This window comes from Candidatus Nitronereus thalassa (genome assembly GCF_032191465.1).
Lineage (GTDB): Bacteria > Nitrospirota > Nitrospiria > Nitrospirales > UBA8639 > Nitronereus > Nitronereus thalassa.
Map to the genome: position 1 here is coordinate 2,822,805 of NZ_JAQOUE010000001.1, position 23,661 is coordinate 2,846,465.

The window sequence follows — 23,661 nt, forward strand, 5'->3', positions numbered from 1 at the left end:
CACATTTATTTTTGGTCGTTATTCATTATCCTAAGGAGGTTTGACCTATGTTTCTTTCTAGAAGACAGTTTTTAAAGGTCACCACGGGGACGGTGGCTGCCGTGGCGTTGGCCGATAAGGCGTTGGCGTTGACGGCGTTACAGCCGGTCATCGAAGTGGGCAATCCACTGGGTGAGTATCCGGACCGTGCCTGGGAGCGGGTGTACCACGATCAGTACCGCTATGATTCATCCTTTACCTGGTGTTGTTCCCCGAACGATACCCATGCCTGCCGGATTCGGGCCTTCGTCCGGAACGGCGTGGTGATGCGGGTGGAGCAAAACTACGATCACCAAACCTATGAAGATCTCTACGGCAATCGCGGCACGTTCGCGCACAATCCTCGGATGTGCTTGAAGGGCTACACGATGCACCGACGGGTGTATGGCCCGTATCGGTTGAAGGGCCCGTTGATGCGGCGTGGCTGGAAAGCCTGGATGGATGCGGGGAGCCCCGAATTCACGCCAGACGTGATGAGCAAATATAAATTCAATGCCCGATATCTCGATGACATGTTGCGGGTGAGTTGGGATACGGCGTTTACCTATATCGCCAAGGCGATGTTGATCATTGCCGAGCGGTACAGTGGCGAAGCCGGGGCCCGTCGGTTGCGGGAGCAAGGCTATCCCCCGGAAATGATTGAAATGTCCAAAGGCTCTGGTGTCCGGTGTATGAAGTTCCGGGCTGGGATGCCGATTTTGGGCGTGATCGGGAAGATGGGGATCACCCGGATGAACGGAGGGTGCGGGGCATTGCTCGACACCTACATTCGGAAAGTCCAACCCAACCAAGCTCAGGGTGGCCGGTATTGGTCGAACTATACCTGGCATGGGGACCAAAACCCAGCCCATCCGTTCTGGTGCGGTATCCAGGCCTCTGACGTCGACATGAACGACATGCGGTTTTCGAAGTTGAATACCAGCTGGGGGAAGAACTTCGTAGAAAACAAGATGCCGGAAGCCCACTGGAAGCTGGAGAGCATTGAGCGGGGTGCCCGGTGTGTGGTCATTACTCCGGAATACAATCCCACGGCGTATCGGGCGGATTACTGGATTCCGGTGCGACCGGCCACGGATGGAGCGTTATTCTTAGGGGCGTGTAAAATCATCTTTGATGAAAACATGCATGACCATGATTTCTGTTCGGCGTATACCGATATGCCCATCTTGGTGCGGTCGGATACGTTGCAATATTTAGATCCTCGGGATGTGATCCAAGGGTATCAGTTGCCAGATTTCTCGAAGACCTATTCAGGGAAAGTGCAAACCTTGGACCCCGCCAAAATTGCCCGCCTCGGTGGGTTTATGGTCTGGGATATTAATAAAGGTGCGGCGGTGCCGATTCATCGGGAATTGGTGGGCTGGCATTTCCGGAATAGCGGTATTGAACCGGCGATGACCGGGTCCTATCGGGTGAAGTTATTGAATGGGCGTGAAGTGGACGTGTTGCCAGTGTTCCAAATGTATCAAGCGCATTTGCAGGATTACGATTTGGACACGGTGCATCAGATCAACCGGGCCCCGAAGGACTTGATCGTCCGCTGGGCACGGGATAGTGGGACGGTCAAGCCGGCCGCCATTCATAACGGGGAAGGCACGAACCACTATTTCCATCAAACGATTATTGCTCGCGGAGCCGCGATGGTGTTGATCATCACGGGGAACGTCGGGAAATTCGGCACCGGGCAGCATACCTGGGCCGGAAACTACAAAGCGGGGATTTGGAATGCCACGCCATGGGGCGGTGGTGGTCTTGGGACCCATACCGCAGAAAATCCCTTCAAAATCACCTTGGACCCCAATGCGCATGGAAAAGAAATCTATGTGCGTGGGTATTACTATGGTGAGGAAGTCGCGTACTGGAACCATGGGGATACGGCGTTGATTGTGAACACGCCGAAGTATGGACGCCGGGTATTTACCGGAAAGACCCATATGCCCACTCCGAGTAAGCTACGGTGGGTGGCCAACGTGAACGTGTTGAACAACGCCAAACATCACTATGACATGGTGAAAAACGTGGATCCGCACATCGAGATGTTAGTCAATCAGGATGTGGAAATGACGTCAGACGTCAACCACAACGATGTGTCCATGGCGGTCAATACCTGGATGGAATTTACCTATCCCGAACACACCGCGACCGTGTCGAATCCGTGGTTCCAAGTGTGGAAGGGTGGCATTCGGCCTCTCTATGATACTCGGAATGACATCGACACCGTGGCGGGTGTCGCCGCGAAGTTGACGGAAATGACGGGCGATCGTCGATTCCGGGATTACTTCAAGTTCGTGTATGACAATCGGGTCGATGTGTATTTGCAGCGGTTGTTGGATGCGAGCTCGACGGCCTATGGCTACAGCGTGGATACCATGCTGAAGTCGGAAAAAGGCTGGATGGTGATGAGCCGGACCTATCCCCGGCAGCCATTCTGGGAAGAAACCAACGAATCCAAGCCCCAATGGACGCGGACCGGTCGGTATGAAAACTACCGCATCGAGCCGGAAGCCATTGAGTATGGGGAAAACTTCATTTCGCATCGGGAAGGGACGGAAGCCACGCCCTATCTGCCCAATGCGATCATGACGACCAACCCGTATGTGCGGCCGGATGACTACGGGATTCCCATCACGGCTCAGCATCATGATGATAAAACGGTGCGGAACATTGCGTTGCCGTGGGCGGAAATCAAACGGTACTCCAACCCACTCTGGGAAAAAGGGTATCAGTTCTATTGTGTGACGCCGAAGACGCGGCATCGGGTGCACAGTCAATGGTCCGTCAATGACTGGGTGCAGATGTATGAATCCAACTTCGGGGATGCGTATCGGATGGATAAACGGACGCCGGGTGTGGGTGAACATCAATTGCATGTGAATCCGCAAGCGGCTAAAGACCGGGGTATCAACGACGGGGACTATGTCTACGTCGATGGGAACCCAGTGGATCGTCCATATCGTGGGTGGAAGCCCTCAGATCCGTACTACAAAGTGGCACGGTTGATGATTCGGGCGAAGTACAATCCTGCATACCCGTACCATGTCACGATGGCGAAACATGCGCCGTTTGTGTCCACTGCGAAATCGGTGAAGGGGCATGAAACGCGGCCAGACGGACGCGCGATTGCGATGGATACGGGATATCAATCCAACTTCCGGTATGGGGCCCAACAGTCCTTTACCCGGGATTGGTTGATGCCCATGCATCAGTTAGACTCGTTGCCCGGCAAACATGCCGTGGCATGGAAGTTTAAATTCGGGTACCAAGTGGATAACCATGCGGTCAATACCGTGCCGAAAGAATGTCTGATGCGTATGACCAAAGCGGAAGACGGCGGGATCGGCGGTCGCGGACCCTGGGAGCCAGTCCGAACCGGGTTTACGCCTGGCCAGGAAAATGAGTTCATGATCAAGTGGCTCAAAGGCGACCACATTAAGATCAAGGTATAAGGATTTGAGGGAGGAGGGTTGCCCAAAATCTGGGACGAGATATTGCAGATACCTCCGCCTCCTCCCTCAATTATTTTTTTCTTGTACCGTTTTTTTTTAGTAGATGAGCGACGATGGGTATCGCCCTTTAATTTTTGTTGTTGATGATAACGAAGTTGTACGGAAAAGTATCGTTAAACGGCTTTTCCGAGAGAACTTTGTGGTTAAGGGTTTTGAGTCAGGAGAAAAGGTTTTAGAAGCTCTTGATTTTGAAATGCCTGATCTCGTGTTTTTAGACATTAAAATGCCAAAACTTAATGGTCTAGAGACGGTCAAGGCAATGAACAAGAAGGGGATGATGACACCTGTCGTCTTTTTAACGGCTCATAGAGAACTCGTGGATATGTCAAAGATCAAATATAAAGGGATCATTTCATTAGTAACCAAATCCTTGGAATTAGAAGACGTTGTATCGGTGGCCAAAGAAGCGATCACTAATCGACGATCTTTAACCTTTTGAAACGGAGGAAATCATGCCAGAAGTATATAATTGGCAATTAGGACGGAAGATGCTGTATCCGTATGAGGAACGGCATCCGAAGTGGCAGTTTGCCTTTGTGTTCAATATCAATCGGTGTTTGGCCTGTCAGACCTGTTCCATGGCCGACAAGTCGACTTGGTTGTTCTCCAAAGGCCAGGAATACATGTGGTGGAACAATGTGGAAACCAAGCCGTACGGGGGCTATCCACAGTTCTACGATGTGAAAATCACGCAGTTGATCGAGCAAGTCAATCCCGGCGGACAAGTCTGGAACGTCCGTGTGGGTCGCAAACACCATGCGCCCTATGGCGTGTTCGAAGGAATGACCATTTTCGATGCGGGTGCCAAAGTTGGGCAAGCGGCCATCGGCTACATTCCTACAGACCAAGAATGGCGGTTTGTGAATATTTATGAAGACACGGCGACGTCGATGCGGGCCATTGTCGAAGGCATTGATAAAACCGGGTTTACCAAAGAAGAACCCTGGAAAATGCAAGGCAGCAGCTTGCCGGAGCATGAAACCTACTTCTTCTATCTCCAACGGATTTGTAACCACTGTACGTATCCGGGCTGTTTAGCCGCCTGTCCAAGAAAGGCCATCTACAAGCGGCCTGAAGACGGGATCGTGTTGATCGACCAAAACCGGTGTCGTGGGTACAAGAAGTGCGTGGAGCAATGCCCATTCAAGAAGCCCATGTATCGTGGAACGACTCGGGTGACCGAGAAGTGCATTGCGTGTTACCCCCGGGTGGAGGGTAAAGATCCTCTCACGGGTGGGGAGCCGATGGAAACGCGATGTATGGCCGCGTGCGTGGGGAAGATTCGCTTACAGAACCTCGTCAAGATTGGCGAAGATGGGCTGTGGGCGGAAGATCGCTGGAACCCACTGTATTACACCATTCGGGTGGAACAAGTGGCGTTACCGTTGTATCCCCAATGGGGAACAGAGCCGAATGGGTTTTATATCCCACCCCGGCAAGCACCTCGGGGGTACATCCGGCAGATGTTTGGGCCGGGCGTGGATGCGGCGATTGAGAAGTATTTGGTGCCGAGCCGGGAATTGTTAGCGGTGCTCCAATTGTGGAGAGCCAGCCAACAAATCATCTTCCGGTATGACGTGATTCCTGGCCCGCTCGTCTTTGAGACCCAGATTCACGGACGTCGGTTCCAAATGTATAACGACACCGTGTTAGGCTTTAACAAGTCTGGCAAGGAAGCCGTACGGCAGCAGGTGGAAGAGCCAATTTACATTCGGCCGGCCGAACGCGTCACCTGGTTGTAGGTCCAGGTGTAAAATGTGGGGGGAAGCGGCCGGCACAGGAGTTCCTGGCCGGCCGTTTCTTTTTGGGGATCTCATTTGTCTTATTGCTTGGTGTAACCCCGGGAAAGCTTAAGATGGATTGTGGACGCTGTGCGGGACTGATGAAATCAATCTATTGGTTTGATTTCCATAACGAAACCGACCAGCCGATTATCGAGGCTTGGCAGTGCCTCAACTGTGGTGAAATTGTCGACCGTATTATTTTGAACAATCGAGAGGGTAAGCCCACTCGATACCTTCAAAAGGCCAGGACCAAAAACTCCATTAGATTGTTTATGAGGAAGTCACTTTTGTAAGTACCTAATCTAGTACATATTGAATCGTATTCTTTCTAACCTTCTGCATCGGGGGCCTCAATTGGAAAATGAGGTAGGAGAATTGCCCAATTCCTGGTTTCTCTGAATCCTCTATTGGTTGGGGCAAAGAATGCCATTTGGTTAGTGAGCGGTAAAATGTGAGGGAATAGATTCAGTGCAGAATATTTGGTCAGCCCATTTTTTTTACTCAAGAGTACATATCATCTCAAAAGGGCTGGAGTCGTAGTTTTCGCTTCCCAATCAGCTTGAAACTTTCCAAGTCCAATATCGGTCAGCGGGTGCCTAATGATTTGCTGAAAAACCGTAAAGGGTATCGTGCAAATATGTCCACCGAGCAACGCTGATTCCAACACATGTTGAGGATGTCGCACGCTGGCTACCAACACTTGCGTTGGATACTCATATTTTTCAAAGATTACGAGGATCTGACGGATAAGTTCCATCCCATGGCTGCTAATATCGTCAAGGCGACCGATGAACGGGGAGACACACCAGGCGCCAGCCTTTGCGGCTAAAATAGCCTGGGTTGGTGAAAAACAGAGGGTGACATTTACCAAAATTCCTTCGCTCGATAATCTTCTGGTTGCCTTGAGACCCTCTGGTGTAAGGGGACATTTTACGACAATGTTTTTATGAATTTTGGCTAATTCTTTTCCTTCCTTCACCATAGCCTCAGCTTCAAGACTGACAACTTCTGCGCTGATTGGACCATTGACAAGTTTGCAAATTTCATACAGCAGTTCTCGAAAATCTCTACCCTCCTTCGCTATGAGAGAGGGGTTAGTGGTCACGCCATCCAAGACTCCAAGACTTGCGGCTTCTATTATCTCACTAATGTTTCCCGTATCAAGATACAGTTTCATTGTTTTCCTTTAATACTAAATGAATAAGTGGCTATCGAAATCTTCCATAAAAATTTGCCTGGGCGACTTCTTGAAAAAATTGAAACAAATCTATCTTTAAGTATGAAAATCACTTTGGACTTAGAAAATTTTTTGGCCAACCCGAGTCTTGATCTTTAAACGAACCCTTCCATAAGCTGGTTGTGGCATTAATTGGCGATTTTTAAGAATGACCTGGTCGACAATTTCGCCACAGTTGAGGCATTGCCAAACCTTCACGAAGGTATTCCCAGTTTCGGTATCAGGGTCATAGATATAGTATCTTTGCATGAGTCCAGTACACCGGTAACAGTTCATGAGCTCCTGTTCCTATTCACGTTTGGAAAGATGGAATGTTTCAGTGTTTCTTTGTTGCCGTCATTGGAGAGCTCGCCCTTCCGATTTTATACGGTGTTAAGTTTTGAACAAAGGGCATTAATGCCAGACGCTTAGCGTCATCTTTAACTTCAAGAAGCGCAATCGCCCCGCGTAATGCATCAGTCAAGGAATGGGTCACAATGGGGTAGATGCCCGCTTGATCAACGACCACATCCAGTATGGCTCCTCCCGCGGGGCCGATCACAAATGTTTGAACACCTTGGAGGCGATTCGCCGGATTCCCGCTTTCCCATACGTCGTCCCATATTTCGGCAATGGGGTGAAGCGCAGAAAAATTATTAGGCCCGCCATTCACGAAAAAAAACCTGACCCGTTCCCCAGGTTTAGCTTCGAGAAAACTTCCTCCTGCAGAAGCATGTACAGGATCATATTTAAAGATTCCCCCATTAAACACGACGTGATCGTACCGACGATCGAAAAATGCTTGCACATCGTCAGGGTCCTTGAGATACAGTTCTGTTTGTACCAGCACATATTCTCGATCAGGCTTTGGTAGCGCATGTGAATCTTTAGGATCAACGATCACGGCACCAACCATACCCCGCGCCAGGTGCTGAATCATGGGAAATGCCCCGCAATGATACGCAAAGACTCCAGGTCGTTTTGCCTTCCAGACATATTCTAATGCTTCCCCGGGATTAATCTCCCGGTAATTGTCGAGAAAATTGGTTTCAGCCGCATGAAAGTCCATTGAATGAGGGCGACTATTTTCCTTGGCGTTGGTGAGGATGAAATGAACCTCATCCCCTTCGGTCACACGCACAACGGGACCTGGAAATTGCCCATTAAAAGTCCATGCTTTGTACTTCGTTCCTTTGCCGTCGATTTCAACTTCAGTTTCAATGGCGGTTAATTCCACTTTGACGGTCTTTGCTAGTGCAGGAGAGATGAAGGGGCTCATTTGTAATAGTCCCAAAATGATCAATCCCAAGATTGGTACGGGCCGTAAAGTTTGCATTCGCATCATGAAAATTTCCTTTCATAGGGAATAATGGTCGCGATTTTATTACATTTCACTGTTTGTGATCCCTAACGGAGATCAAGTTAAATTTTTTCCTGATCCTATACTCATATTCTCAACGAGATATATGCATGTGGTGTGCCAGAAATATTCAAGGCGGGTGAAATTAGAACCTGTTGAAATAATGTAAATAATTCAATTTGATGATTAAGGTGAGGTGACGAGGCCGTGCGGGCCCGCGACGGAGCGTGGTGAGGAAACACACATTCTGTGGTTTTTCGTGGAACTAATGATAAAGGCAATCAAAAAATGAGTTGGAGAAACTTTATCAGGATTCTAATGTATGGTGGCCTGGCCGTTGCAGTTGTAATTTTTTAATCCGGCTTCGGAGAGTGCTAGGGGCTAATCCAAGCTGTTTTGCGGCACCGTCCCCACCTTCGATCTGCCAATTGGTTGCAGCCAATGTCTGCAGAATATGTTGACGTTCGACATCCAATAAGTCTGCTGGTGCCTTTGGAACTGGCGTGGTATTGGAAGGGGTGAGCAGCCGATCTTCAATTCGTAATACCGAGTCATGCGAGAGAATCACTGCCCGCTCAATGACGTTTTCTAATTCTCGTATATTTCCTGGCCAGGAATATCGGATAAGTCTACGAAGAGAGTCTTGTTCAATAGTTTCACAAGGTCGCTTGAATTTAATTCGGTAATGCTCGAGAAAATGCTGCGCCAATTCTGGAATGTCTTCGGGCCTAGATCGAAGCGGAGGAATAGTAATCGGGAAGACATGAATACGATAAAAGAGATCAGCACGAAAACGCCCCTGTACAATCGCGGTTGATAGATCTGCGTTTGTCGCAGCAATAAGGCGGACATCCACCGGAATAGAATGCTTCCCTCCCACTCGGTCTACTAAACCATCTTGAATGACCCTTAATAATTTTGCCTGGGTCTCTAACGGCATTTCACCGATCTCATCTAAAAACAACGTTCCGCCGTTGGCTAATTCAAACCGTCCTTCTCGTTTAGCCTCTGCACCGGTGAAGGCGCCCCGTTCATGTCCGAAGAGTTCACTTTCCACCAAGCCAATAGGGAGTGCCGCACAATTGATTCGCACCAATGGTTTATCTTTTCGTGGGCTTTCATCGTGAATGGCCTGTGCCAGGAGTTCCTTCCCTGTGCCAGTCTCTCCCGTGATTAGGACAGTGGCGGAAGTTGGTGCGACTTCCCGAGCGAGTGCAAGTGCCTCCTGAAAAAGGCGGCTTTTACCCACCATGGGTCCGAACATTTTTGTCTGTTTGAGTTCTTGAACCAGATAAGTATTCTCTCGTGCCAATTGCTGGTGTAACCGGCTAATTTCTTCATAGGCTTGGACATGGTCGATGGCGTACGCGATTTGCATGGCGACCTGCGATAAAAACTCGAGGTCCTCTGAGCTTGGGTGACCAGCATCGACACTTCCAATATTGAGAATTCCCAAACATTTCTCTTTGACGAGAAGTGGGAAATTGATCATTCGGCCTAAACCTTCTTTCACGTACCAGGCATCTTCGAGAAACACTTGCTCGTGCTTGAGATCTGGACGGACATGGAATGTCTTGTGCTCATAGACCCATCCCATCCCACTTCCCATTCGTGGGATCACGGAATTTTGTTTCACCACCACTTTAGGGAGATTGGTTGCCACGACATAAAACCGAAATCCATCGGCTTCGGCGTCATACAGGGTGACACTTGCTCGGGCCCATGGCATGACTTGGTGAATTTGGGCGGTGATGGCTTGCCACAGACTTTTGGTATTACGTTGAGAATTCAGCTCAATGGCAACTTTGAGCAATGCACGATAGTTGGTTTCGATACGGTTCACAAGAGATTCCTTGATTGGTTCCATAAGGTATATAAGCATATGGATTGTGGTGATGTCCATGGAACCTTACCGCTTGGCTATGAGCGGTAAGACATAAAGAATCATGAAGTTTTCTGAAGAGTATGTGGTTCGAAATGGATTGTAAAACGAGGAAATATTGTAATGCGAAGTCGTAGCGGTTTAGTAGCCGGAAAATTTCTCCGAACGAAATTGTGTCTTCACGATTCCCGCTTCGCTCAGCATGGATTTCATGCCTTCAACCATCTTTGGAGGGCCGACCACATAATAATGTGGCTGCTGAATATCATCCAGGTACTTCTTCAGCATTGTGCCGTCGCAATATCCTGTTTCCCCGGTCCATTTGTGAAGAGAAAGTTGCGACTGTGTCATGATCGGAATGAGGGTGAAGAGTGGGTGGGTTTCTTGACGGGTGTGTAGTTCCTCAAGAAAGGCGGCGTCTTCGGGGCGCCGATTCGTGTAGAAGAGGTATATCCTATTTGGTAATTGATCATGGACGGCTTGGACGAGCATGCTTCGAAATGGTGTGATCCCAATGCCTCCTGCCAGAAAGACCAACGGCTTTGTCATTGTCTCCGATAAAATTAACGTGCCGAATGGACCCTCAATGTTCACAGGGGAGTCAAGGGGTAACCGTGTTAGGACTTGCTTAAATGAAGTATCTCGTAAACGGGTCACGACCATTAGATGATCTTCAGAGGGAGCGCTGGCAATCGTGAAAGCCCGTGTATTTCCTTTTGAATCAGTTTCAGGGGGATGGAGTAATTCAAGGTCCAGGAATTGCCCCGCCTTGAACGAGAAACCTGTTGGCCGTTCAAAATAAAAGGCCACGGTGTTTTCAGCCACTTCTTGACGGGCCTTCAGTTTTACCAGATATGTTCCTGGAATAGAATTTTCATTCATAGACACTTTCTTTATCCCTGTTCGTCTATGTCGCCTTAAGATGTGTTAACAGAAAAAATCCCTAAGTTCACACAATTCTATAATGGTTTCTGGAGGCGGAGAGAGGGAACGATCTCTACTCCTTCACCCAGCACTTCCAATCCGAAATGGGGATTGTCGTGCATTTCATGCACGCTACGTCTTCCCTGTGGAGCCTGATATGCCAGATCGACAGAAACGGTTTGGCCTGGCAGGATAGTTATTTCTTGACCAATATATTGTTTCATGCCGGCATGCCACGCGGAGAGTGTATAGGTCCCTGGTGGAATATCGTTGATCTCAAACTTCCCGTCCAGATTAGTAATGGCATAATACGGGTTTTTGACCACGACGCCCCAGGAGAACATATAGGGATGGAACCCACATTGCATAACAAATAAGTCTCGCTCTTTTTGTAAATGAATGGATTCGACCATAGGTGTTCCAGGTAAGTGCTGGTGACCATTCATGAGCCCCAACACTTGATGAAATGGATTCATGGGCAGCGGTCGATTGAACAATACCCGTGCTCCACGAACCCGTGCGGTTTCATAACCCTGAATGTCGTGCTCGACTGGATCCATATTAATGACTTCAATTTCATCTCGATCGCGTAGGACGTTGATGAAGGGATAAAAATCACAGTCCTTGGCTTCGATCGACACTTTTGGGAGTATAAAAGGTTTCCCCTGTTTAACTCCCTTGAGCACCACAACCACATCTTTGAGTCCATTGTTTGGAGCCACGAGGAAATCTTCGACAATTCGCCATCCGGTTCCTGTAGAAATCCTACCGCAATACACCGCATCGGGAATGGTGGCCAAATTAAAGGCCATCGGTCTCGGAGATCCGCCGGCTAAGGTAATGGTGCCCGTGATAGTCCCACCATTGGATACAGGAATTTCTTCATACGCCCAGCCCGGTACCCCTAGGAAGAAGGTGAGGGCGACGCTGCTTATTATAGGAAGGATTTTTCTTACAATTTCGGTCAGGTGTTTCATCTTTCGTAACTCCTTTTCTCCTGTTCCTGGTCAGGTTGATGTCCCCTCGCCTGAAGCAATCAAGAGAACCCGAGACGGCTTCTCTTGATTGACAGGCTGCAAAGCGAAATTATTTAAATCTGACAGACTGAGTTTGGGGTTGGCTCGTCTGGGGTGCTTGTGCTTCTTTCACCTTCGGCATGGCACCGGTTAAAGACAGTAACCGTGTATCCCCTTGTGGAAGGACACGGAAGTATCCCCATTGCCCGGATTGAGAATAGGGTAGACGTTGGTTATTCCAGATATAATCTCCCGGGAGACGGTAAGAGCCTCCTGCCGATGGAATCAGAGCATCAATTACCTCTGATCCCCCGAATTCCACCACGCTGATCAGATCTGCTCCCGGCATGAACGGTTCGATTGGCCATTCATGTTGTTCCACGCTGAACATGCCGTTCTGTTCACTGCTGGCTCCAAGCACATGGATTCGGACTGGATCACCCGCATGGGCTTCAATGAGTGGGGTGACCGGGTCTTGTGGGTCATCCACTTCACACGGTTGGAACATGCGTCCGAGTGTGCAGCCAAGTTCCTCTCGATACAAATAAGGTTCTGAACGGTAGTTGACCCCGGTGAGTCCGGCGACGTTCTGGACATATGGCATAAAGCTTGTTCCAATGATGTTATCTTCATCTTGGAAAAATAACGCCACGTCCCGATAATTTTGTCGGTGTTCATTTCCTGAAATGCTTCGATCAATCAGCACGTCGGCCATCCAACTATTTTTCAGCGAAATATCCGCCCCTGTTTTAGGATCACGATAGACTGAGCCCTTGGGGCCAACAATGATTGCTCCAAACAATCCATTGCGCGGGTTCATCATCATATCGCCCCCATCCCAGACGAGAGAAGTAATTTCTCCGATTGATGGATCGGCATAATAGGTGTAGGTCCGGCTCTCTCCGGGGCCAGCCGTTTGGTCACCTGGATTGAACCCGAGATTCACACCCAGGGAGTCCTTCGGGTCAAAAGACAGGGAAAAAGCAGAGAATGATGCGCGACTCGATTTCATTTTATTCGTAAGATGAATTTTCACGCAGTCACCCACATTGACTCTGAGCGTCAACGGCATGGGTTGGAACCCTTCGTTGACCTGAGCCATGTCTTCATCCAATACATAGATTTTCCCATGTGGATTTCGAAGCTCGATCTTTCGCTCGAAATCCACTTCAATGGCTTCGGGCGCCTTCGGATTGAAAGTCATCTCCGGATGATCAAGCGCTGAGACATTGAATGATTTGACCGGAGCATCGTTCGAGCATACAGGCAAGGGCGGTTTCGGCCCTTCTTGTTGCCCGAAGCCTCGTGGTAATGGTTTCAGATTTTCTTTCATCGTGTCATGTACGCGGATAATACCCCATGACCCTTCGGACAGTTTTGATGAGCGACCGTTAAAGTATAAATAGTCACCGGGTTGTCTGCGAGGTCCGCCGGCTTCGGGAACTACGAGATCATACCGCTCCGCAATGCCGACATGGATGGAGTTTTTTCGGTTAGCATCGCCGGCATAGCGTTCGGTCAGGAACGTGTGTCCTGCAACCGTAAAGACATGGGTTTCATTCATGAGCGATTCCACTAACCTGAAGACGACCGTGTCTCCGGTGTAGGCTTCCAGTAATGGCGTACTGGGGTCGCCGTGCACGTCACTGCTGAATATTTTGGATGGATCAGGATTGACTGCCAAACGCTGCGCAATTGGTTCTGCACGAAAATCAATCCCGCTTCCGGTTGTGTGAGTGCCGCCATTCAAGAAGGGCATTGGCGTCATTTTTAACTTGTCCGGCATTTGAAACGACACGGTTCTCCCGGCTTCTAATGCCACTTCAATCGGTTGGCCAGGAGGATTCCCTGCGGTCACAATGTTCACGGTGTGAGGCACGGTGTCATGCATTTGGACCGTGAGTTCCCGGAAACTATTGTTGACCCCATAGCCGACAGGTTCGGTCGTATGAATATCGGCGATGGGGCCAGTGCGAATCGGTTTACCAGTTTGTGGATCATGGTAGGTGGCACCGACTGGTTCGACTAACAAGGAGCAGAATCCACCATGCGGCCAGGTCGTAGCGCCAAATGCATGGTCGTGGCAAAACACCGTGCCTACGTCCGCGTCTAGCCAAAATCGCTGCCTGACGAATTCCACGGTGACGATGTCATCTTTTGGATGATCGTGCTCCAAGGGCGAGTGGAACGAGATAGTGTCGCCCTGGATATTTTTGATTCGACGAATCTCATTGCCTTTCACGTTATCCGCGCCTACCAGTAACAAGGTGTCCTTGTGGTATTGGGCGGCATTCGATACCCGAATGGATTGGGCGCCCTTTTTCACCGGCTCAAGGATGAGCGCGTTCATGGGTACGGGTAGGCCCTTCTTCACCTCCTTCTCCAACATCGTAAACGGGCGGACGGACTGTTCATAGGACATGCCGGTGATCACGCCGTCGGAGGACTGGGTATCGAATTGTACAAAGTGGAAATGGGTGTTGATCTTCGAGGATTGGAAATTCGTAAAGTCGTCGTCTTCCCATTCACTTGTGAGCACGTAATCCAAACAATCATATATATTGGCGCGAAAGACCAATGGATGTTTTAAATCGTTGTTGGCGCGAATGGCTTCCTCTTCTTCGTGCACCACGAAAATTAATGCCTTGGGATCGATTACGGCTTCTTCGACGCCCTCTTTCGCTGACATTTCAATGGGTGTTTCAATGAAATGAACGTTGTAGTAGGCCTGCTTTGCATTATCCGGACACAGACTCCATCGTCCATTTTCTCCTGGTTTTGCCGGTTGCGTTGATGGATTACCGTTGGCATCTCGGCGAATGGGTTCAAGCCATGGCGCCGGGTTATGGTCAGGTGCAAAGGGTACTCGCTTGCCGAAATGCGGAGACATGTGTGGCCAGGCTAGTTTTCCCGTAAGCGGGTCAAATAACAGGGGGCGCCGCTTCCCTGGAGTCTTCGATGTATACTTAGGATTTTCAATGGTGCTTTCTTTTTCTGCTAAGGCCGTGATTCCATCCCAGGTCCAATCCCAGACTGAGGCATCATATGCCAAGATTTGTCCTCGTTCGTCATCCGTGTGCCCGGGTTGTCCTGGTGTGGGCAATTGCATTGAAACCCAATCTTTTATTGTTACGACCGTGGGATTGGCAGTCCACTGACTTTCGCCTTTTTCAATAATTTGAAAACGCGAACCGAACCAGTCCAGGGTTTTACCGACGAGTTGATCGGATGTTACGGCGCGTTGCATACGTCCACGCCGATCCGGCAGTTCTGCCAAGTCGGGCATCACATCGGTATGAAGGGAGTCTTCTTGTAACGTGTTATAGACCCGCCAATACCCCCACATGCCCGCCACATAGTGGTGAGCCACGTGACAGTGATAGAGGAAATCCCCTGCCCCCTGTTGACACAAGCCGGACCCGCATTCGGTTTCTAAATCTACCGCTTCGGCCGGCCCGATGACCTCGGTATCCACACGATCTGATTTGGTGCGAATCACCGGATACTTTACAGGACCGTTTTTGGCTTTATGCCACAGCGGCATTTCGTCCGTGGCTCGTGGACTCCTTGCCCACCGAATAGATCCACCGTGAGGATGATGCGAGTGAAAAATTTCAGAGCCACCATGGATGAGCCGCCATTTGGCTGGATCGCCTAAATAACTGCGCGGGATGGGTGTCGGGGCATCGCCAAATGTATAGGAACTATAGCCTAGAGATTCATCTTCGAATCCGAAATATTCATGCTGGAGATGCATGTAGTTAATTCCGAACGGCTCACTTCGATAGTTTAAGGCGCGTGCACCAGGACGATAAACGTCGGTAAGAGGATCGCGTTGCGGGAGAAAATCTCCATGTTTGTTTACAGGGCGAAAGGCTTCATCACCGACTTCATGATAAATCACGACAAATTCTCTATAGTCTGGTCCATGAGCGTTATCGATGATAGCTTGCCATCCGCTTTCCAGAGTTTCACCCTCATGGTTTTTGACGGCAGGAAGATAAGACGATCCCTTTGGTTCCACGATTAAGGCTCCAAAAAGACCCATGACCGTTAGCTCACGGTCGTTACTGTAGCTATGAAACTGACGTCCTCCCTCCTGCGTGTCTGGATGGATGTACCATTCCAAGTCGATGGTTTTTCCTTCTCCAACGACTGCATCGGGATTTGTTGTGGTCGCTGGTTGTCCTGTAGAGCTCACGATCATGCTTGATCCATGAATCTGAAAACTGACTTCTTCCCCAAATTCCAATTTGTTGCGGAGTGTAATTTTTAGGCAATCGCCTTGATTGGCTCGAATGACCAGAGGCTGGATCCAATCAGTCTGCAATCCGTTTGTGACCGAACCTTGATCAAATCCTTCTTTTTCTCTAGCCGCTGCATTGCGCTGTTCTTCACGCCGAATGTGCTCAATATTGTTTGTGAGGACGTACATGTAGCCTGGATAGTAATCCAGCCATTGATTCAAGGTTATTTCTACGTTAATCGCGGACACATCAAAATGTCTTATTGGGGCATAGGTCGGGCATCGGCCTGCTGAAGTCGCAACTGGTTGGGTCTCATAATTGGATCCCAGCAGGTAATCAGCCCCTCCTGCCCCATATTGATGAAGCATCGACATGGTGTTGTACGACCCGTCGTTTGAATCGGAGGCCAGATCCATCTGCATTTGATGGTTCATGCGTTCCATCAAGCGTTGATGTTGTCCATCAACCTTTGCGGCGCGATCGGGGCGGCCTTCAATAGCGTCTTCTAAAACGGTTTGTCCTTTGAGCTGTTCAACCCACCCTTGAGAAGGTTGAGCAGCAGTGACCATAGGCGGATGAGTTGAATGTGCCCCTTTGCCTTGAATGGCGTCAGATGAAAAACTTGAATGTGGGAACAACAGTCCAATGTTCGTGGCTAGACAACATCCTAAAACCACATAGGCTAATTTTTTGAACGTACACATGAAAATTCCTCCTCGAATATAGTGATGACGATCGTTAGCTAGTCCGTATGGCCTTCCTTGTCTGCATACACCAGGCCAGAACAGTAGGAAATTTGTTTTAATAAGGAAGCTGCTGAAAAAACGTGGAAATTAGAAGCAAGCGAAAAAAGTTGTAGAGAAAGAGAGAGAATTGGTCACGAAATGACGTGGCCAATTCATGCCGTTTCCCTCCATTTTTCGAGGGATTTGATTCAATTCCCGCACGGCTTGGAATGAGCAATGGCAATCAGAAAGATTAAGTTCAAAGGTGCCCCCTGATTTAAAAAGCGTAGACTTCCTGTAAATATTTTTGAGAGTTAGAAGAAGCTGTTAACAGGAACTGATCCCATTCTGGGAATATTAGTGAATGGTTTCGGATTGGTTCAGTGAAGTGAGAGAGAAGGTATTTAGTATCTAAAAATTATAAAAGTCATCGTCTTTTATGTTTTGTGCGTTTATGCACAGAATTGAATATTGAAATCGCGCAGGACGGTATTGTAATAATTTATGGCATTGAAATTTCGAGGTTTATGGTGACTAATCCGCGATATTCTGATGGACTTTTCGGGGTGAAGTTTCAAATAATTGGTGAAAGGACGTAGTCCTTTTGGGTCTGAGTATTTATTTTTAACAGTAACATACTGAAATTAAACATTATTTTTGTCATTACATTGGGATGCACTATTAAAGTCCCTAAAACCTTGCATTAAGTAAAAATCAGTATTCATACTAAACTATAGATTGGTCCAGTTTTTGCTTTACTTAAGAAGTACTCATACATTTTTCGCAAAGACTTTGAATAACAGTTTTGAGGTGGCGAAAGAAAATTCAATCAAAGTTTTCCTACGTAGAAATATCGGGGGTGGTCATGCCTTATAAGAGTGGTTCGAATGTCGCGAAAATTGTAGATTCTCATTTATCTGATATTGGGGTGGTCGAACGGTTTTACCAAACCTTGCTTGAGGTCACGAACATTCTTAATTCTCAGAGAAATACGGAAAGTTTATGGAAAGCCATTACGGGACACATAAAAAAGGTCATTCCGTGGGAGCGGGCGGGCATTACCCTGTATCACGAAGATATTGATGGCTTTCGCTTTTATGCCGTAGAAACAAGTATGCCAACTGTGAAGTTGACATGCGATACGGTGATCCCTCGAGAAGGTAGCGGTTTTGGATGGGTCTATGACCATAAGTCAATTCACATTCGAAAATCCCTCCAGCATGAACAGGTGTTTCTTGAGGATCACTATTATTTACAGGAAGGGCTTGGTCGAATGATTAATCTGCCCCTCATTGTTCGCGATACCTGTTTGGGCACGCTCAATATTGGGAGTGTGGAATCGGGTGACCCTGACCCACAAAGTTTGACATTTTTACGTCAAGTAGCGACCCAAATTGCCTTTGCAATCGATCAGGTGAAGTCCTACGAAGAAATTAGTCAATTACGAGAACAGTTGGCCAGGGAAAATGCGTATCTGCTCGAGGAAATAAAATTCAATCACGATTTTGGAGCCATGATTGGGGCCAGCCAAAAATTTAAAAAGGTTTTAGATTTGGCTCAAGCCGTGGCTAAGACCAACAGTTCTGTTTTGATCACCGGAGAAACCGGAACCGGCAAGGAGCTCCTGGCTCGCTTTATCCATGAGTTGAGTTCTCGGAAAAATAATCCCTTTGTCAGAATCAATTGTGCCTCACTACCGGCAGGCCTTGTGGAAAGTGAATTGTTTGGTCATGAGCGTGGCGCCTTTACCGGCGCAGAGCAATATCGTCCAGGGAAGTTTGAATTGGCCGATAACGGCACGCTGTTTTTGGACGAAATTGGAGAGATGCCCTTAGAGGCGCAAGCCAAGTTACTGCGAGTCCTTCAGGATGGAATTATCGACCGCGTGGGAAGCAGTAAACCCCTTTCTGTTGATGTCAGAATTATTGCGGCGACGAATAGTGATCTGAGCAAGTTGATTGCCGAAGGGCGATTTCGCTCAGACCTGTTTTATCGGCTCCATGTCTTTCCCATTGTTATCCCACCGCTTCGGGAACGTCCTCAGGATATTGCCCTGCTGGCAAGGCATTTTATGGACAAAAATCGTGTGGAGTTTAAACGACCCTGTCAGGATATTGATGAGGCCTCACTTGAACGTCTGCTTCAATATTCTTGGCCAGGGAATATTCGTGAACTTAAAAACATTATTGAACGAGTCATGATCCTTTCTCGATCTGCTATCCTGCATATTGATAAATCATTGCTGAGCACCAAACAAGTAGGAGGAGACCAGGAGTTTTCCGGGGAACTCAAAGACATAGAACGGTCGAGGATTCAACAGGCTTTGGTGCGAAGCGAAGGAAAAATTGAAGGTGCCTTGGGTGCGGCTAAACAATTAGGGCTTCATCCAAGTACTTTGCGAAGTCGATTAAAAAAGTTAGGGCTAAACCGCCAAGCTATAGCATAAGCTTGGTTTCTGTCTCATTGTGTTTCCTGCCTTGAAGGTGTTTTTTACCTTTCGTTCCCTTCTTTCCATTCTTTATTCATAACCAGGAATTCTCTGCGTTTATCCGACAAAGGGGTAAACCAATAAGATTTCTTCTTCACATATTACTGGATTAGTTTTTCAATTTTTTACCATTGAAAACTTGAGGAAGGCCTGCGGTATCCCTCGAATTTTCCATGGTTGTGATGTTGTAATACAAGCCACATTCCCCACCTTACTTTCAGTTAATTCTAATTTTTCATGAGGTTAACACTCGTCGTTTTTAAATGGGTGTGCTTGGGCAACAAATTTGCACTTCTTGGGAAAGTCCCTTCTGTGAAGGACGAATGATGACCTCGCACTCATCAGCATTTTGTGCCAATCGATCAGTCGTAGTGGTTAGGGAGTATGTCAAAAGCGAAGTTTAAAAATGATTCATGGTGAAGAAGAAAGGAGGCTTAAGAGTCGAGAAACGACGAAAGAAAATTTGGTGTCACCCAATAGGTGTCGATGGGTTGTTCATTAACCCTTTTTAGGGATGGAGGAAAAAGAAATGTTTCTATCAAGACGCCAGTTCATGAAAGTTTCAACGGGAGCCGTAGCTGTAGTGGCTTTGGCTGATAACGCGTTGGCTCTTACAGCCTTGCAGCCGGTTATTGAGGTAGGGAATCCGCTCGGCGAGTATCCTGATCGCGCTTGGGAGCGGGTGTATCACGATCAGTATCGCTATGATTCATCCTTTACCTGGTGTTGTTCCCCCAACGACACCCATGCCTGCCGGATTCGTGCTTTTGTGCGGAACGGGATCGTGATGCGGGTAGAGCAAAACTACGATCATCAAACCTATGAAGATCTCTACGGTAATCGCGGGACCTTCGCGCACAATCCCAGGATGTGCTTGAAGGGCTACACCATGCACCGACGAGTGTATGGTCCGTACCGTTTAAAAGGCCCCCTCATTCGGCGGGGGTGGAAAGCTTGGATGGATGCCGGCAGCCCCGAATTTACCCAAGATATTGTAACAAAGTATAAATTCAACGCTCGGTATCTGGATGACATGTTACGGGTCGGTTGGGATACCGCTTATACTTATCTCGCCAAAGCTATGATCATTATTGCAGAGCGCTATAGTGGAGAGGCAGGAGCTCGACGTCTGCGTGAGCAAGGCTATCCACCGGAAATGATTGAAATGACCAAAGGGTCAGGAGTCCGGTGCATGAAATTCCGTTCAGGAATGCCCGTCCTTGGAATTATTGGAAAGATGGGAGTCACACGAATGAACGGGGGTTGTGGGGCATTGCTCGATACATACATCAGGCAAGTGAAACCGAATCAAGCTCAAGGGGGACGGTATTGGAATAATTATACGTGGCATGGAGATCAAGATCCTTCCCAACCTTGGTGGAATGGTACGCAAAATTGCGATGAAGATCTGAACGATATGCGGTTTTGTAAATTTAATACGAGCTGGGGAAAGAACTTTGTTGAGAACAAGATGCCGGAAGCCCACTGGAAGTTGGAGTGCATTGAGCGAGGAGGACGGATTGCAGTCATCACGCCCGAATACAATCCAACCGCCTATAGAGCAGATTACTGGATTCCCGTTCGTCCCGCCACGGATGGGGCGTTTTTCCTTGGCGCCGCGAAAGCCATTTTTGATGAAAATATGCAGGACATGGACTTTATTCAGTCATCTACGGATCTTCCCATTCTGGTGCGGAGCGATACACTCCAATATTTAGATCCACGGGATGTCATCAAGGATTATCAATTCCCTGACTTATCGAGAAGTTATTCAGGAAAAGTGCAAACGTTAAAGCCATATGAGATTGAGCGGTTGGGTGGTTTTATGGTGTGGGATATCAATCAAAATCAGGCTGTGCCCATTCATCGGGAGTTAGTCGGGTGGCATTTCAAGAATAGCGGTATTGAGCCTGCGTTAATGGGGACGTTTCGAGTTAAACTGTTGAATGGTCGTGAGGTAGATGTCCTGCCAATTTATCAGCTCTATCAAGTTCATTTACAGGATTATGACCTCGACACGGTCCACCAAATCAATCGGGCTCCTAAGGATTTAATTATCCGATGGGCTAGGGATATGGGGACCGTCAAGCCGGCGGCCATTCATAATGGAGAAGGTGTGTGCCACTATTTCCATATGACCTCCATGGGTAGAGCCGCTGCCATGACTCTCATTATTACCGGAAATATAGGCAAATTTGGTTCGGGGTGTCATACCTGGTCCGGGAATTATAAGGCAGGAATTTGGGCATCGACTCCTTGGGCTGGGGCAGGTTTGTCCGTTCACACGGGAGAAAACCCCTTTAAAATTACTACGGATCCCAATGCGCATGGAAAAGAAATATTCACTCGTGGTTACTATTATGGAGAAGAAGTTGGCTATTGGAATCATGGGGATACGGCGTTGATTGTGAATACGCCGAAGTATGGGCGACGAGTGTTTACTGGGAAAACGCACATGCCAACCCCAAGTAAGTTCCGATGGGTGGCGAATGTCAATATCTTGAATAATTCCAAGCACCATTACGATATGGTGAAAAACGTTGATCCGCATATTGAAACTATTGTTCATCAGGACATCGAGATGACCTCCGACGTCAATCATGCAGATGTTTCGTTTGCGGTAAATAGTTGGATGGAATTTACCTATCCGGAAATGACCGCCACAGTTTCGAATCCCTGGATGCAAATTTGGAAGGGTGGTATTCGACCGCTCTATGACACACGAAATGACTTGGATACCGTGGCAGGAGTCGCGGCGAAACTCAAGGAGCTGACAGGTGATAGGCGCTTCCGTGATTACTTTAAATTTGTCTATGATAACCGGGTGGACGTCTATGTCCAGCGACTACTTGATGCTGGTTCCACGTCTTATGGGTATAGTGCAGACACCATGTTGAAGTCGGAAAAAGGCTGGATGGTCATGTGCCGAACCTACCCTCGAGTCCCACTGTGGGAGGAAGCCAATGAAAGTAAACCTCAATGGACCAGAAGTGGACGACTAGAAACTTACCGCATCGAGCCGGAAGCCATTGAGTATGGGGAAAACTTCATTTCGCATCGGGAAGGGACGGAAGCCACGCCCTATCTGCCCAATGCGATCATGACGACCAACCCGTATGTGCGGCCGGATGACTACGGGATTCCCATCACGGCTCAGCATCATGATGATAAAACGGTGCGGAACATTGCGTTGCCGTGGGCGGAAATCAAACGGTACTCCAACCCACTCTGGGAAAAAGGGTATCAGTTCTATTGTGTGACGCCGAAGACGCGGCATCGGGTGCACAGTCAATGGTCCGTCAATGACTGGGTGCAGATGTATGAATCCAACTTCGGGGATGCGTATCGGATGGATAAACGGACGCCGGGTGTGGGTGAACATCAATTGCATGTGAATCCGCAAGCGGCTAAAGACCGGGGTATCAACGACGGGGACTATGTCTACGTCGATGGGAACCCAGTGGATCGTCCATATCGTGGGTGGAAGCCCTCAGATCCGTACTACAAAGTGGCACGGTTGATGATTCGGGCGAAGTATAATCCAGCCTTCCCGTACCATGTCACGATGGCCAAGCATGCGCCGTTTGTGTCGACTGCGAAATCGGTGAAAGGGCATGAAACGCGGCCAGACGGACGCGCGATTGCGACGGATACGGGGTATCAATCGAATTTTCGATACGGGGCTCAACAATCTTTTACGCGGAGTTGGTTAATGCCTATGCATCAAACGGATTCATTACCAGGAAAGAGTGCGAACAAATGGAAATTCAAGTGGGGTTTTGAAATTGATCATCATGCAGTCAATACAACACCAAAGGAATGTTTGATTCGGATTACGAAAGCCGAGGATGGTGGCATTGGTGGCCGCGGTCCCTGGGAGCCAGTCCGATCCGGGTTTACGCCTGGCCAGGAGAATGAGTTCATGATCAAGTGGCTCAAAGGCGACCACATTAAGATCAAGGTGTAATAATAAATTGAGGGTGGAGGCTTTCTGAATTTGGGGGCGGAATTGTGCCATTGCCTCCACCCTCATTATTAGTGCTTATATTTTAATACCAAGTTTTTAAAAAGGTGAATGTATATGAGTGGCGCCCTTCTGTTTTTGTGGTAGATGATAACGCCGTCGTTCGGAAGAGTATTGCCAAACGACTCGTAAGGGAAGCCTTTTTGGTTCAAACTTTTGAGTCAGGTGAAAAAGTTCTTGACGCACTTCATCACGAACATCCCGATGCTGTGCTGTTGGATTTTAAAATGCCTGGACTTAATGGAGAAGAAACCTTAGCTGAGATGCGGAAAAGAGGGTTAACGGTTCCCGTCGTCATTTTAACGGCTTATAGTGATGTCATGGATGTGTCAAAGAGTCAGTATCAAGGGGTCGTGTCACTGGTAACTAAATCTTTGGAATTAGAAGACGTTGTATCGGTGGCCAAAGAAGCGATCACTAATCGACGATCTTTAACCTTTTGAAACGGAG

At 48.3% G+C, this 23,661-nt stretch carries 12 protein-coding genes; 6 read left to right on the forward strand and 6 right to left on the reverse strand.

Going from position 1 to position 23,661, the window contains the following annotated elements:
• Positions 1 to 47 precede the first annotated feature (47 nt).
• From PPG34_RS12675 to PPG34_RS12685, 3 genes are all read left to right on the forward strand, one after another.
• Positions 48 to 3,485, forward strand: a complete 3,438-nt coding sequence (locus tag PPG34_RS12675; RefSeq protein WP_313833724.1) for a molybdopterin-dependent oxidoreductase — start codon at positions 48 to 50, stop codon at positions 3,483 to 3,485.
• Positions 3,486 to 3,588: 103 nt separating this feature from the next.
• Complete coding sequence (locus PPG34_RS12680) at positions 3,589 to 3,984, forward strand: response regulator (protein ID WP_313833726.1); 396 nt, start codon at positions 3,589 to 3,591, stop codon at positions 3,982 to 3,984.
• 13 nt (positions 3,985 to 3,997) lie between these two features.
• On the forward strand, positions 3,998 to 5,287 hold the full coding sequence (locus tag PPG34_RS12685; RefSeq protein WP_313832868.1) for a 4Fe-4S dicluster domain-containing protein: 1,290 nt from the start codon (positions 3,998 to 4,000) through the stop codon (positions 5,285 to 5,287).
• 556 nt (positions 5,288 to 5,843) lie between these two features.
• Here the strand turns inward: PPG34_RS12685 and fsa are convergent.
• From fsa to PPG34_RS12715, 6 genes are all read right to left on the reverse strand, one after another.
• Positions 5,844 to 6,506: a fructose-6-phosphate aldolase gene (gene fsa / locus PPG34_RS12690; protein WP_313833728.1), complete on the reverse strand. Its 663-nt coding sequence runs from the start codon at positions 6,504 to 6,506 to the stop codon at positions 5,844 to 5,846.
• A gap of 376 nt (positions 6,507 to 6,882) precedes the next feature.
• Positions 6,883 to 7,890, reverse strand: a complete 1,008-nt coding sequence (locus PPG34_RS12695) for a multicopper oxidase domain-containing protein (RefSeq protein ID WP_313833730.1) — start codon at positions 7,888 to 7,890, stop codon at positions 6,883 to 6,885.
• 322 nt (positions 7,891 to 8,212) lie between these two features.
• Positions 8,213 to 9,748, reverse strand: coding sequence for a sigma-54-dependent Fis family transcriptional regulator (locus PPG34_RS12700; protein WP_313833731.1), 1,536 nt, complete (start codon positions 9,746 to 9,748; stop codon positions 8,213 to 8,215).
• A 180-nt stretch (positions 9,749 to 9,928) separates the two neighbouring features.
• The gene (locus tag PPG34_RS12705) at positions 9,929 to 10,669 is read right to left on the reverse strand and encodes a ferredoxin--NADP reductase (protein ID WP_313833732.1); all 741 of its coding nucleotides are present in this window, start codon (positions 10,667 to 10,669) and stop codon (positions 9,929 to 9,931) included.
• 77 nt (positions 10,670 to 10,746) lie between these two features.
• A complete protein-coding gene (locus PPG34_RS12710) occupies positions 10,747 to 11,688 on the reverse strand; it encodes a carboxypeptidase-like regulatory domain-containing protein (RefSeq protein WP_313833733.1) in 942 nt (313 codons plus the stop codon).
• Between the two features lie 109 nt (positions 11,689 to 11,797).
• On the reverse strand, positions 11,798 to 16,678 hold the full coding sequence (locus PPG34_RS12715; RefSeq protein ID WP_313833734.1) for a hypothetical protein: 4,881 nt from the start codon (positions 16,676 to 16,678) through the stop codon (positions 11,798 to 11,800).
• An 886-nt stretch (positions 16,679 to 17,564) separates the two neighbouring features.
• Here PPG34_RS12715 and PPG34_RS12720 point away from each other — a divergent pair.
• The 3 genes from PPG34_RS12720 (at position 17,565) to PPG34_RS12730 (ending at position 23,654) form a co-directional block, all read left to right on the forward strand.
• On the forward strand, positions 17,565 to 19,145 hold the full coding sequence (locus tag PPG34_RS12720) for a sigma-54-dependent Fis family transcriptional regulator (RefSeq protein WP_313833736.1): 1,581 nt from the start codon (positions 17,565 to 17,567) through the stop codon (positions 19,143 to 19,145).
• 595 nt (positions 19,146 to 19,740) lie between these two features.
• Entirely contained in the window at positions 19,741 to 23,154 is a 3,414-nt protein-coding gene (locus PPG34_RS12725; RefSeq protein WP_313833737.1) for a molybdopterin-dependent oxidoreductase, read from the forward strand.
• Between the two features lie 137 nt (positions 23,155 to 23,291).
• Positions 23,292 to 23,654 carry a response regulator gene (locus PPG34_RS12730; RefSeq protein WP_313833739.1) on the forward strand — a complete coding sequence of 121 codons (363 nt, stop codon included), beginning with the start codon at positions 23,292 to 23,294 and terminating at the stop codon, positions 23,652 to 23,654.
• Positions 23,655 to 23,661: the final 7 nt, after the last annotated feature.